The sequence below is a fragment of the Nonomuraea sp. NPDC004354 genome (assembly GCF_053602555.1).
The window spans coordinates 344,099-357,238 of record NZ_JBSGDV010000002.1 but is presented as its reverse complement, the minus strand read 5'-3'; the positions used below and the strand labels follow the sequence as shown (position 1 = coordinate 357,238).

At 69.9% G+C, this 13,140-nt stretch carries 11 protein-coding genes; 2 read left to right on the top strand and 9 right to left on the bottom strand.

The annotated features are described in order from the left end of the window. Positions 1-770: 770 nt before the first annotated feature. The 8 genes from trxA to ACWENQ_RS07325 all read right to left on the bottom strand — a co-directional run bounded on the left by trxA (position 771) and on the right by ACWENQ_RS07325 (position 9,613). Positions 771-1,085 carry a thioredoxin gene (gene trxA / locus ACWENQ_RS07360; protein ID WP_312895737.1) on the bottom strand — a complete coding sequence of 105 codons (315 nt, stop codon included), beginning with the start codon at positions 1,083-1,085 and terminating at the stop codon, positions 771-773. A gap of 14 nt (positions 1,086-1,099) precedes the next feature. Continuing rightward, a complete protein-coding gene (trxB, locus tag ACWENQ_RS07355) occupies positions 1,100-2,032 on the bottom strand; it encodes a thioredoxin-disulfide reductase (RefSeq protein WP_354919259.1) in 933 nt (310 codons plus the stop codon). 115 nt (positions 2,033-2,147) lie between these two features. Next, positions 2,148-2,978 (bottom strand): anti-sigma factor family protein, encoded by an 831-nt coding sequence (locus ACWENQ_RS07350; RefSeq protein ID WP_452413162.1) that lies wholly within the window; start codon positions 2,976-2,978, stop codon positions 2,148-2,150. After that, positions 2,968-3,579, bottom strand: coding sequence for an RNA polymerase sigma factor SigM (gene sigM, locus ACWENQ_RS07345; RefSeq protein ID WP_354919254.1), 612 nt, complete (start codon positions 3,577-3,579; stop codon positions 2,968-2,970). The genes ACWENQ_RS07350 and sigM overlap by 11 nt, the downstream gene beginning before the upstream one ends. Positions 3,580-3,584: 5 nt before the next feature. Further along, on the bottom strand, positions 3,585-5,081 hold the full coding sequence (locus ACWENQ_RS07340; protein WP_449916021.1) for a protein kinase family protein: 1,497 nt from the start codon (positions 5,079-5,081) through the stop codon (positions 3,585-3,587). A gap of 221 nt (positions 5,082-5,302) precedes the next feature. Further along, positions 5,303-6,913, bottom strand: a complete 1,611-nt coding sequence (gene murJ, locus ACWENQ_RS07335; protein WP_452413161.1) for a murein biosynthesis integral membrane protein MurJ — start codon at positions 6,911-6,913, stop codon at positions 5,303-5,305. Then, positions 6,910-9,045, bottom strand: a complete 2,136-nt coding sequence (locus tag ACWENQ_RS07330; RefSeq protein WP_452413160.1) for a DUF6049 family protein — start codon at positions 9,043-9,045, stop codon at positions 6,910-6,912. The genes murJ and ACWENQ_RS07330 overlap by 4 nt, the downstream gene beginning before the upstream one ends. Positions 9,046-9,091: 46 nt before the next feature. After that, the gene (locus tag ACWENQ_RS07325; protein ID WP_449916014.1) at positions 9,092-9,613 is read right to left on the bottom strand and encodes a YbaK/EbsC family protein; all 522 of its coding nucleotides are present in this window, start codon (positions 9,611-9,613) and stop codon (positions 9,092-9,094) included. A gap of 110 nt (positions 9,614-9,723) precedes the next feature. On the opposite strand from ACWENQ_RS07325, the gene ACWENQ_RS07320 reads away from it, so the two are divergent. Then, the gene (locus ACWENQ_RS07320; RefSeq protein ID WP_449916012.1) at positions 9,724-11,127 is read left to right on the top strand and encodes a CCA tRNA nucleotidyltransferase; all 1,404 of its coding nucleotides are present in this window, start codon (positions 9,724-9,726) and stop codon (positions 11,125-11,127) included. A gap of 5 nt (positions 11,128-11,132) precedes the next feature. Here ACWENQ_RS07320 and ACWENQ_RS07315 read toward each other — a convergent pair whose 3' ends face one another. After that, positions 11,133-12,419, bottom strand: a complete 1,287-nt coding sequence (locus tag ACWENQ_RS07315; protein ID WP_449916010.1) for an MFS transporter — start codon at positions 12,417-12,419, stop codon at positions 11,133-11,135. 117 nt (positions 12,420-12,536) lie between these two features. Here ACWENQ_RS07315 and idi point away from each other — a divergent pair, with 117 nt between their 5' ends. Next, a complete protein-coding gene (gene idi, locus ACWENQ_RS07310) occupies positions 12,537-13,127 on the top strand; it encodes an isopentenyl-diphosphate Delta-isomerase (protein ID WP_449916007.1) in 591 nt (196 codons plus the stop codon). Positions 13,128-13,140: the final 13 nt, after the last annotated feature.

The window sequence follows — 13,140 nt, the reverse complement described above, 5'->3', positions numbered from 1 at the left end:
CGACCGTCCTGGGTGCGGCGGGGGTTCCGGAAGGGCGGGGTCGCGGGGTGGTGTGCGGTCGTGATCGTCCCCGGTGCGGTCGGGGTTTCCTGGAGGACGGGGCTGCTGCGTCGTGTGGGGTTGTGATCGTCCTGCGCGTGGCTGGGGTTCCGGAGGACAGGCGCCGCGAGGTCGGATGCGGTCGCGACCGTCCCCGGCGCGGCTGGGGCTCCTGAAGGGCGGGCGTCGCGGAGGCGAGTGCGGCCGTGATCGTCCCGCGCGTGGCTGGGGTTCCTGGAGGACAGGGGGTCGCAGGGTCGGGTGCGGTCGCGGCCGTCCCCGGCACTGCCGGGGTTCCGAAGGGCGCGGGCCGCGGCGTTAAGTGCGGCCGTGATCATCCCTGGTGTGCCTGGGTTTCCTGGAGGCGGGCGTCGCGGGGTCGGGTGTGGCCTGATCGTCCCGCGCACGGCCGGGGTTTCCCGGAGGACGGGGCACGGGGTCGTGTGCGGTCGCGGCCGTCCCCGATGTGGCTGGGGGTTTCCGAAGGGCGGGGGCTGAGTATGCCGGGGTTCCGAAGGGGGGAGCCGTGGCGTTAAGGCGGCCCTGATCGTCTCCGGCGTGGCTCGGGGTGCCTGGAGGCGGGGCCGAACGTGGCGGAGCGATGTCCGTCCCTCCAGGACAGCCGCACGCAGGAGCCTCCCGCGCGGCGGACGCGACGTGTGGGACGACGCCCCCGACAACGACCGAGCCCCGGGGGTCGGTCGACTCCCGGGGCTCGGTGACGAGTACGGCTAGATGATGCCGTCGAGCTCGCGCAGCAGCATGGCCTTCGGCTTGGCGCCGATGATCTGCTTGACGACCTCTCCGCCCTTGTAGACGTTCATGGTCGGGATCTGGAGCACACCGTAGTCGCGAGGCACGTTCGGGTTCTCGTCGATGTTCAGCTTGACGATCTCCAGCTTGTCCCCGTACTCCTTCGAGATCTCCTCGAGGATCGGCGCGACCTGGCGGCACGGGCCGCACCACTCCGCCCAGAAGTCGACAAGGACGGGCTTGTCGTTCTTGAGGACGTCCGCCTCGAACGAGGCGTCGGTGACTGCCTTCACAGTGGGCTCCTTCGTTAGTTCTCGTTGCTTGCGAGCCAGCGCTCTGAGTCGAGCGACGCCGAGCAGCCGGTGCCCGCCGCCGTGATGGCCTGCCGGTAGGTGTGGTCGACCACGTCGCCGGCGGCGAACACGCCGGGGATGTTGGTCTCGGTGGACGGCGAGGCCACCTTGACGTATCCCTCGTCGTCGAGCTCGATCTGCCCCTTGACCAGGTCGGTGCGCGGGTCGTGGCCGATCGCGATGAACAGGCCGTCGGTGGCCAGCTCGCATTCCTCGCCCGTCTTGATGTTGCGCAGCGTGACCGCGGTCACCTTGTCGTCGCCGAGCACGTCGGTGACCTCGGAGTCCCAGACGAAGCGGATCTTCTCGTTGGCGAAGGCGCGCTCCTGCATGATCTTGCTGGCGCGCAGCTCGTCGCGGCGGTGGACGACGGTCACCATGCGCGCGAAGCGGGTGAGGAAGATGGCCTCCTCCATGGCGGTGTCTCCGCCTCCGACGACCACGATGTCCTTGTTGCGGAAGAAGAACCCGTCGCAGGTGGCGCACCAGGACACGCCGTGGCCGGACAGTCGCTTCTCGTTCTGCAGGCCCAGCTCGCGGTAACCGGAGCCCATCGACAGGATGACCGACTTGGCGTAGTAGGTGTCGGTGTGGGTCTTGACGACCTTGGGGTTGGCCTCCAGGTCGACCTCGACCACGTCGTCGGCGACCAGTTCGGCGCCGAAGCGCTCGGCCTGCTTGCGCAGGTTGTCCATCAGGTCGGGGCCCATGATGCCGTCGGGGAACCCGGGGAAGTTCTCCACGTCGGTGGTGTTCATGAGCGCGCCGCCCGCGGTCACGGAGCCTTCGAAGACCAGAGGCTTGAGTTCGGCGCGTGCGGAGTAGACGGCCGCGGTATACCCTGCGGGCCCCGAACCGATGATGATCACATTCCGGACGTCGCTCAACGCTCCACGCCTTCCTTCTCTGTTTGCCAGTGGCGTCAACAGATCCTAGGCGCCGCTGATTCCCACCTGCCCACAAAGAGGAAGGGCCCGCCGTGGCGGGCCCTTCTGCTTGGCGCTAGTTCCAGCTGCCCAGTGTGGGTTTGACGATGTTCTTGCACGTGAACGGGTCGACGACGTCGACTCGGACGCGCTGGGCGACCTTGTCCTTCCAGGAGGCGACGATCAGGGCCTCCTGGCCGTTGAACTCGCTCTGGTCGACCATGAAGGGCTTGAGCCTGCTCCGGTTGGACACCTTGGTGACGCAGGCGGTCACCCTGGCGTCGACGCCGCCGCCCTTGGAGGCGGGCGCGGGGCCGAAGAAGTCGCGCAGCGGCTGGCGCAGGTCCTGCGAGCTCCAGTTGTAGTCGGTGTCCGTCACGACGTAGCCGACGCTCGGTTCGGACGGCTGTGGTTGAGCCATGGTGTTCTTCTCCACAGGAGAGCCACCGCCGCCCGCCAGCATGGTCGTTCCGACCGCCGCCGTGCCGACCACGACCGCCGCCGCGGCCGCCGCGACAGCGGGCATGGCCCATCTGCGCCGGCGTGCGGAGCGTCGGGATCGCGCTGGGACGATGCTGCCGTCGTCGGCGACGACGCCCAGCCGTACCGGCTCGGGCGGTGCCTGTCGGGTCAGCTCATCCCAGTCGGGACTTTCCACGAGGCCGACACGCCCCCCGGAAGCCTCACGAGCAAGAGCCTGGTCGATTCGCATCGCGACGCCCATCGGCATGGCCGGGGTGGGAGTCGCCGCGAGCACCTCGCGAACCGCCGCCAGGTCGGCCAGGAGCTCCCCGCAGGGGTCGCAAACCGCGAGATGTTCGCGTACCTGTTCGGCTGTGGCAGCGTCCAGGAGACCCTCGGCCAGCTCGGCCAAGATCTCCAGATCGTAGTGCGTATCACCCGTCACGAAGTTCTGCTCCCTTCGCGGATGAGACGCGAGTGAGGTCGGTTCGGTTCCGTAGATGCGAAAGAATTGGGGCAAGTTTCGCGCGACCGCGGGCGCATCGGCTCTTCACCGTCCCGCTCGGCACGGACAGCACCTGAGCTGCGTCTTCGACGGAGTAGCCCATCATGTCGACGAGGACGAGCGCGGCCCGCTGGTCGGCGGGAAGGAGTTTGAGCGCGGCCGAAACCTCCATGGAGACCTCGCGCTCGCCGGTCTGGTCGGGCATCGGGGTGTCGCGCTCGGCCGCCTCGATCAGCTCGTCGTCGGCGACGGGCCGGACGGATTTGCGGCGCATCCTGTCGAGGCAGGCGTTGACCACGATGCGGTGCAGCCAGGTGGTGACGGCCGCCTCGCCGCGGAAGCTGTGCGCCTTCCGGTAGGCGGAGACGAACGCGTCCTGTACGGCGTCAGCCGCCTCGTCGGGGTCGCCGAGCGTGCGCAGGGCGACCGCCCACATGCGGTCTCGGTGCCTTTTGACGATCTCACTGAACGCATGCTGATCCCCGTCGAGGTGCCGGGTGAGCAGCTCGGCGTCAGAGGGTGGCTCGGGTGGGGAATTCACAAGGTTTATGCCGTTCCGGGGGAATACACCACTACGTCATAGATGGTGCCACGAAACGCCCCGTCCTCCGCGGGAAGACGCGTAAACCAGATCAAAACGTACTGACCGGTTGCGGCTTCCCCCGGCGTCAGCGTGACCTTGCCCGAGGCGTCCTTCTGCTTGGCCACCGTCTTCAGCGAGCTGAGATCGGCGGAGTTGCCGACCTTCAGCTCGACGGTGGCGCCGGGGCTGTCGGACAGCGTCGCGATCACATCAGCGATCTTCGTCGGCTTCCCCATGTCGAGCATGAGGCCCACGCCCGGCTTCAGGTTACCCAGCGTGGCGCTGACGTACTTCGTGGTGTTCCAGAAGGTGTCGGGCTTGCCGTCGATGGCGTCCTTGGCGAGTTCGGGATGCTCGGCGCGGTCGTCGCCGAGCGGGTCGAAGCCGGTGGCGGTGGACGGCTTGACGATCTGCGGCTCCGCCGTCGGCGTGGGCGGCGCCGAGCTCTCGGCGACCGGCGGCTGCTGCCCCGGGTTGCCGAGCTTGCGGCCGAGCGTCCACGCGCCGACGCCCACGGCGGCGATCACCAGCAGCACGAGGAACGTCATCAGCGCCCGGTTGAGGGTGCTCGGCTGCTTCGGCGGCGCGGGCACGTAGAGCTGCTGCCGGATCTCCATCCCCTCCGAGCGGGAGGCCACGGTGGGGGCGGGCGGCGGCGGTGGCGGAGGAGCCGGCGTGAAGGGGATCGGCAGCGGCCTGGCGACGTCGGCCAGCGCCTCGGCCATCTCCGCGGGAGTGGCCAGCGCGCTCTGCCCCCTGCGCGACTCGGGCAGCACGGCCCGGCACGTGATGGTGTCGAGGTAGCCGGGCACGCCCGCGGTCACCTGGCGCGGGGTGCAGAAGTGGCCGTCGGTCATGGGGGCGGCGGGCAGCCCGCCCTCCTCCTCGTCGCCCGGCCAGTGCCCGGTCAGGCCGGCGTAGAGCAGGCGGCCGAGCCCCTCGGCGTCGTCGCGCGCGGGATCGTCGGTGGTGAGCCCGGCGAGGGCCGCGTCGACGGCGACACCGAGCACCTTGACCGTGTTGCCGGTGGTCCAGACGAGCTTGCCGGGGTGCAGGCACAGGTGGTGGAGGTCGTGCTCGTGCGCGTGGGCCAGCGCCTCGGCCGCCTCGGCGACCAGGGCGGCGGCGCGCTCGGGCTCCATCGGGCCGCCGGCCAGCAGGTCGGACAGCGAGTCGCCGGTGACCCACTCGCTCACCACGTAGGCCAGCTCGCCGTCCTCGGCGGCGTCGAACACCTGGGTCAGCCGGGGGTCGGTGAGCCTGCTCGCGGCGCGGGCGGCGGTCACCACCTCGGTGACGCGCGGGAAGTCGGGATCGAAGGTGTGCACCGCGACAGGGCGCGCGAGGATCTCGTCGATGGCCTTCCAGAGGGTGGCCCCCTCCGACTCGCTGACACGGTCCTCCAGACGGAAGCGCTCCGCGAGGCGGGTTCCTGGCTCAACCGTTGAGGCGCCGCTCATGACTCGATCACCTGCGTGACGTCCCTCCACGCAGGCACGCGATGTCGGGTGGATCCGCCCACGCCCCTCCTGCTTCCGTTTTGCCACGTGTCGGGCACCATGGTAGTGCCGCGCCGGTTCCTCCCGCGCTTCTTACTAATGAGAAACGTGGCCGCTGGACTGCCGATACGGGCGCTCAGCTGCGACATGGGAACGCGGCAGTCTGATAGCCACGTTTCTCATTAGTACCGGCCTACCCGCCCCGCGACCATTCCAACGATCGAGTTGACCTCCGGGATACGCATCTTGTGCGCGACGACCAGATACAGGGCGCCGCCGAGGCCGCCGCCGACGCCCAGAATGATCAGCGCGTTGACCGTACCCAGGATGCCGAAGGCCTGCTGGACGCCCCAGACGGCGGCGAGCGCGAGCACGGCCGTGGGCATGGCGGCGACGTACATCCTGGTCAGCGCCGAGCCGACGGTCCAGCCGCCCAGACCGCCCACGCGCCGGCTGGCCATCATCCACGCCACCGTCGCGCCGACCGTGTACGCCACGGTGTAGGCGAAGGCCAGCCCCATGACGACGTACTCCGCGGGGAGCGTGAAGGAGGCCACGAGCATGAGCACCGCGTTGACCGCGGTGGTGCCCGCGCCCACGAAAACCGGCGTCCGCGTGTCGCCGAAGCTGTAGAACACCCGCAGCAGGAGCTGGAAGATCGAGAACGGCACCAGCGCCAGGCCGAAGACCTGCAGCACGTTGCCGATGTAGACGGCGCTCTCCGAGGAGGTGTCGCCGTGGCCGAAGATCAGCACCGTCATCGCGGGGCCGAGCACCATGAGCAGCAGCGAGATCGGCACCATGACCGAGCCGACCAGCCGTACCCCGGAGGCGAACTCGGAGCGCAGATCGTCGAGCCTGCCCTCGCCCGCCGACCTGCTCATCCTCGGCAGCATGGCGGTGATGACGGAGACGCCGATGATGCCGTAGGGCAGCTGGAAGAGCTGGAAGGCGAAGTTGTAGGCGGCGATGCCGTGGCCGGGGGCCACCTTGCTCGCCGCGGTGGCCAGGTTGGTCGTGAGGATCAGGCCGAGCTGGGTCACCACGACGTAGCCGATGGTCCAGACGCCCGCCCTGCCCATCTCGCCGAGCCTGGCGTTGCGGACGTCGAAGCGGGGGCGGAAGGAAAAACCGGCCCGCCTGAGCGAGACGATCAGCACGAGGGCCTGCGCCACGATGCCCGCGGTGGTGCCGAGCCCGAGCAGTGCCAGATCGCCCTCGGTGACCTTCGAGATGTCGCCCCTGGCCGTGCTGACGGCGATGTAGGCCAGCAGGACGCCGATGACGACCACGTTGTTCAGGACGGGCGCCCACATCGGCGCGGCGAACCTGTCCCGGGTGTTCAGGATAGCGCCGGCGATGGCCCCGACGCCGAAGAAGGCCAGCTGCGGCAGGATGTACCTGGCCAGCGAGACCGCGACCGCGAACTCCCGCGAGCCCGCCCGCCAGTCGGTGTACAGGTCGATCAGCAGCGGGGCGGCCAGGACGGCCAGCACGGCGACGACCGTGAGCGCGAGCGTCGACAGCGTGAGCAGCCGCTGCTCGTAGGCCCTGCCGCCGTCGGGGTCCTCCCGCTGGGCGCGCACGATCATCGGCACGACCACGCTGCTCAGCACGCCGAGGATGAGCAGGTCGAGGATGCTGTAGGGGATCGTGTAGGCGGCCTGGTAGGCGTCGCCCATGAGGCCGGTGCCGATCGCCGCGGCCAAGATGATCGTGCGGACGAAACCGGTGACCCTGGACACCAGCGTGCCCGCGGCCATGATGGCGCTGGCTCGCAGCATGCGGCTCATACGCGCTCGCTCTCCCTAGATTTCGCCGTCTTCGCCACGCGCCGCTCCGACCTGCGCCTGAGCACTCGCATCACCACGGCTGCCAGCATCACCGACAGCGCCCCGCCGACGATGACCAGCGCGATCTGGGTGTAGCCCGTCGTCCTGATCGTCAGCTTGGCGGGCTTCTGGTAGGCCTTGCCGTCCAGAGTGCGCAGCTGGATGGTGACGAGCGAGTCGCCGCTCACCTTGACCCGCATCTTCACCTGGATCGTGCCGCTCTGCCCCGGGCCGATGTCGAGCCGCTGGGGCTTGCCGTCGCTGACGATCTCCAGCAGGTCGGTGGAGTCGGAGGTGACCTGCACGGTCAGGGAGACCGGTTCGTCGCGCCCGTTCTTCACGCTGACGGGGATCTGGCCCTCCTGGCCGGCCAGTGAGCGCGTCCTGCCCTGCGCCGAGCCGGTGATGTAGACCTTCGCGAGGCTCTCGCCCACCTTGGCCTCGACCTGCTTGGCCTCCCTGGCGCCGATGCCGGACTTGACCCGCCAGGCCGAGGAGGTCAGCCGCAGCACCGCCGTGTCGAAGGCGGACGGCGCGTGCCCGGAGGTGATGCCGGAGGTGAGCGCGGCCTTGCCCGCGACCCGCCTCACCGACTCGAGGTACTTCCTGCTCAGCTCGGCCTTGCGGTCGGCGTCGGTGTAGGTCAGCCCCGCGCGCGGGGCGGACGCCTTGGTCTGCTTGATCGAGGTGAGCGGCACGCCGGTGAGCCACGGCAGGCCCGCGGCCGTCTTCAGCAGGTTGGTCACGTGGGTCGGGTTGGGGTTCCAGCGGCGCGGGGGCGCCACGACGAGCGACCGGGGCGCGCTGACGCCCTGCTCGCCGGCGATCATCGCGGTCTCCGCCACGAACCGCTGCTTCTGCAGGGTCGACGAGCCCGGCACGCCCTTCTGGAGCTCCAGCGTGCGGCTCAGCCCCGGGTCGGCGACCAGCGCCCTGACGGGCCCCGAGACGCTGTCGATCGTCGTCGCGGCGTCGGGCGTGACCGCGGGGGGCACGGTCAGGGCCGCGTCGGCCGTCGGGTTCGGCCGCGCGCTCGTGGTCAGGTTGTCGGCGTCCAGCAGGACCGTGGTGACGCCGCCGACGGTCAGCAGGTCGAGCGCGTCATCGTCGATCTTGCCCGCCGGCGGCCACGCGGTCGCGGTGGGCACGTCCCGCTTGAGCAGCGTCCTGGCCTTCGCGGCGCTGATCGTGATGGCCTTCGCGGTCTCCTCGTCGAGCCCCTGGTGCGCCAGCGCCGTGACGTCGGGGTCCGCGTACGGCGTGGCCACCACGTTCTGCGTGGCGAGAGCCGCCCGCAGCTCGTCGAGCCACTGGGCCGCCGCCGTGTCGCGCGGCCGCTTGATCTCGCCGCCCGCCTTGGGCCGCACCTTGTACTGCTCGCCGGCCGACATCGCATGGACGTCGTCGAGCAGGGCCGGGTCGACGAACCAGGTGACGTTCTTCGGCTGGGACTTCGCGATGCGCAGCAGGTCGGCGAGACGGCCGCTGCCGAGCAGCGAGGTGCGCAGGTTGTCGTCGATGAAGACGTCGTCGGGACCGCGGCGCGGCTGATCGATGATCGGCAGCGCGAAGGCGATCCTGTTCTTCGGCGGCTTGGCGTTCGGCGGCGCGTACGTCAGGAACGTGCGGACGGTGGTGACGGGCAGCCCGCCGTTCAGCAGCTCGACGCCCAGCGGGTAGACGCCGAACCTGGACAGGGTCAGCGCCATGGGAGTGGTCTTCAGCTCGAACGCGGCCGTGCCGCCGGGCGCGATGGCGGGCAGGCTGATCACGGAGTGGGCCGCGCCGTAGTCGGAGACGAAGCCGCCCGCCAGGTACTCCTCCATGGCGGCTCTGCTCGAGAACGGCTGCCGGGCAGGGCGCAGCCGCATCATCGGGGCGGCCAGCGGTGTCGTGCCGGTGTTGGTCAGCTTGCCGATGACCTTGATCTCGTCGGCGGGCTTGCGCGGCACGTCCGGCGTGATCGACTCGATCGTCACCCTGACCTGCTGCGCCGTGACGGTGGCGGCGGCAGCCGTACCGGCCGGCGTCACGACGAAGGCGGAGAGCAACGCCGCGATGAGGACCGGGAGCAGCGTGGTCTTACGGATCACGCTTCTGCCCGTGGAGGAGTTCGACGCACGCCGCCATGGTACGGGCTCAGTGCCGGAGCGCGACCGCCTCACGGGTTCCCCTGGGACGGATCAGGCCGAGGTCCACGGTCTTGCCGCGGACGAGTCGCAGGAGGTCGAGGGCGTGCAACCGCAGTGCGGTGTGGCGCTCGCCCGTCGGCGTGAAGACGAGGCCGCCGTCGGCGGGGATCCGCTCGTCCACAAGGACAAACAGCTCGAGAGGGAGCAGGAGCGGACATACCAGTCCGGCCGCGTAGTCGGTGGACGCGTTGATCGCGAACGCCGGCGCCGGGCTGACGTTCGTCGAACCCAGCAGCAGACCCACCGTGTGGGCGGTGGGCAGGTCGGCGACCGTGGAGACCACGGCCACCGCCTCGCGGCCCAGCCTCGAGTGGCGCTCGAACACCGTCACGGCCACGCACCGCCCGGGTGCGGACGAGGTCGCCGAGGGCAGCTCTTCGGCGCACGTCATGGGGCGCGGAAGGCGTACGATCTCATGATGGACCTGGTGTGCGAGGAGCCAGCGGTGGATCGCGAGGGCGTCCTTCATATATACGCTCCTTGCCTCGTTCCATGGGCCCCCGACGGTCTCTGACCGACGGTAACCCGGACCCGGTGTGGCTCGGGGGATATGTTCCGCAATAGAAGGACCTACCCAGCTTGTCCGACTCAATAGAGATCTCCCGCAAAATCGCTCCCGTCGCCAACGAACTCGGCGAGCTCTTCGCCGCCCGCGGGCACGAGCTTGCCCTGGTGGGCGGCTCCGTGCGCGACATCCTGCTGGGCCGTATCGGCAACGACCTCGACCTGACGACCGACGCCCGTCCCGAACGGGTCCTGGAGATCGTCAGAGACTGGGCCGACTCGGTCTGGACGATCGGCATCGACTTCGGCACGATCGGCGTGCGCAAGGGCGGCTGGCTGCTCGAGATCACCACCTACCGCAGCGAGTCCTACGACCCCAAGTCGCGCAAGCCCGAGGTCATGTACGGCGAGACGCTCGAGGCCGACCTGGAGCGCCGCGACTTCGCCGTCAACGCGATGGCGGTGCGGCTGCCGGGCCACGAGTTCGTCGACCCCTACGGCGGGCGGGACGACCTGGCGGCCAGGACGCTGCGCACGCCCAGCACGCCCGAGCAGTCCTTCGGCGACGACCCGCTGCGCATGCTGCGCGCCGCCCGCTTCGCCGCCCAGCTCGGCTTCACGGTCGCGCCGGAGACCGTCGCCGCGATGGCCGCGATGAGCGACCGCATCGAGATCGTCTCGGCCGAGCGGATCCGCGACGAGCTCGACAAGCTGGTCTGCGGCGCGATGCCCCGGGAGGGCCTGCGCCTGCTCGTCGAGACCGGGCTGGCCGCGCACGTGCTGCCCGAGCTGCCCAGGCTCCGCCTGGAGATCGACGAGCACCACCGCCACAAGGACGTCTACGAGCACACGCTGATCGTGCTCGAACAGGCCATCGCCCAGGAGGAGGACGGCAAGCCCGACCGCATCCTGCGCTGGTCGGCGCTCATGCACGACGTGGGCAAGCCCAAGACGCGCCGTCACGAGCCCGGCGGCCGGGTCTCCTTCCACCACCACGAGGTGGTGGGCGCGCAGCTGACCAAGAAGCGGATGGCGGAGCTGAAGTTCCCCAAGGACGTCGTCGCCGACGTCTCCCGCCTGGTGGAGCTGCACCTGCGCTTCCACGGCTACGGCACCGGCGAGTGGACCGACAGCGCGGTACGCCGCTACGTGCGCGACGCGGGCCCGCTGCTCGAGCGCCTCCACAAGCTGACCAGGGCCGACTGCACCACGCGCAACAAGCGCAAGGCGCAGGTCCTCTCCCGCACCTACGACCAGCTCGAGGAGCGCATCGAACGGCTGGCGGAGGAAGAGGAGCTGGCGAAGATCAGGCCGGAGCTCGACGGCAACGAGATCCAGCGCGTCCTCGGTGTCGGCCCTGGCCCTGCCGTGGGCAAGGCCTACAAGTTCCTGCTGGAGCTGCGCCTCGACAAGGGCGTCATCGGCAAGGAGGCCGCCACGCAGGCGCTGCTGGAGTGGGCGGGGGAGAACGGCTTCTAGCGGATCTACAGAGTCTGGGGAGAGCGCGTCGGCGTGACGATCCGGTAGATCACCGCGCCGAGCACGTAGCCGACCGCCATGATCGCGACGGCTACGAGGGACTTGCCGTTCGCCGGCAGGATCGCCGCCGACAGCGCCGCCGCCAGCACGTACATGCCGTTGAACAGCATGTCGTAGATCGAGAAGGCCCGGCCCAGGTAGGCGTCCTCGACGTCGCGCTGGACGCTGGTGTCGGCGCAGATCTTGACGCTCTGCCCGGTCACCCCCAGTACGAAGCCGCCGATCCACAGGCCCCACGGCTGGAACGGGATGATCAGGATCGCGCTCAGCACGCCCGCGGTGACCAGCATCGTCGGCACCCAGCGCTCGATGGGCATGCGCTCGGTGGCCCACGGCGTGATGACCACCGCGAGGAAGTAGCCGAAGCCCGAGGTCACCAGCACGATGCTGATGCCCGACAGGGCGGCGTCTGCGTCGCCGTCGGTGAAGTAGTAGCGGTAGAGGATGATGCCCATCGCCGTCGCCATGCCGTACATGAAGCGGTGGGTGGCCATCGCGCCCATCGCGGCGGCGGCCGCGCGGTGGTGGATCAGGTGCCTGGCGCCGTCGACGAGACCGCTGACCACGTTGCGCAGGGCCTCGCGCGCCTGCGGCCGGTCCGGGTCGTAGGAGGGGCCGAGCAGGGACCGGTGCATGGTGCGGGCGATGAGCGCGCTCAGCCCGAACACCACGCCCGAGGTGACCAGCAGCAGCGCGGTGCCGCCGGGGCCCGCCCCGAACACCCAGCGCAGCACGATGCCGAAGCCCGCGCCGACGAAGGTGACGACAGTGCCGGAGGTGGGCGTGACGGCGTTGGCCATCATCAGCTGCTCCCTAGGCACCACGTGCGGCAGCGAGGCGCCCAGCGCGGCCAGGAAGAACCGGTTGACGCCCAGCACGCCGAGCGCCGCCGCGTAGAAGTACTCGTCGGGCAGGCCGGCGGCGACGAACGCCGCGGCGACCAGCAGCAGCCCGCCGCGCACGATCGGCGCGACCACCAGGATCTGCCGCCGCGACCAGCGGTCGATGAAGACGCCCACGAACGGACCGAGCACGCTGTACGGCAGCAGCAGCACGGCCAGGCCGATCGCCACCTGGAGCGCGGTGGTCTGCTTCTCCGGGCTGAAGAACGCGAAACCCGCGACGCCGAACTGGAAGATCCCGTCGGAGAACTGCGAGACCAGGCGGGTGAAGAACAACCGCCTGAAGTCGCGCCCCTTCAGGACCGTTTGGAGATCGGCGGCATAAGACACGACGCAAGCCTAGCCTTCGCCCCACGTCCGGACATCGGGGTCGACCCTGAGATACGTCACGTGACAGGTGGGTAAAAGTGTTCCGGCCCAGCGTCATGATCACGTACGCTACAGACTGTGACTCCTGACGAACTCGTGGTGTTGGTCGACGGCGAAGGCAACGCGATCGGCACCGCACCCAAGGCGTCGATACACGGTCCTGACACGCCGCTGCACCTGGCCTTCTCCAGCTACGTCTTCGACGAGGACGGCCGGGTGCTGCTGTCCAGGCGGGCCTCTCACAAGGTCACCTGGCCGGACGTGTGGACCAACAGCTGCTGCGGCCACCCGCTGCCGGGCGAGCCCCTCCAGGACGCGGTGCTGCGCCGGCTCTCCTACGAGCTCGGCATGGTCGTCGACCGCGTCGATCTCATGCTGCCCCGCTTCTCCTACCGGGCGGTGATGGCCAACGGCGTCGTCGAGCACGAGCTGTGCCCCGTCTACCGGGTGCTGACGAGCGCGCCGGTACGGCCGAACCCCGACGAGGTGGGGGAGGTGGTGTGGATGCCGTGGAAGGAGTTCGCCTCGGGCGTGATGTCGGGGCTGCTGGCGATCTCGCCGTGGTGCCGCGACCAGGTGCCCCAGCTCGACGACCTCGGGGCCGACCCGCTCGCCTGGTCCCCCGCCGCGCCCGCCGAGCTGCCCCCGGCCGCCCGCCCGCTCTCCTGAGCCCGCGGAAACG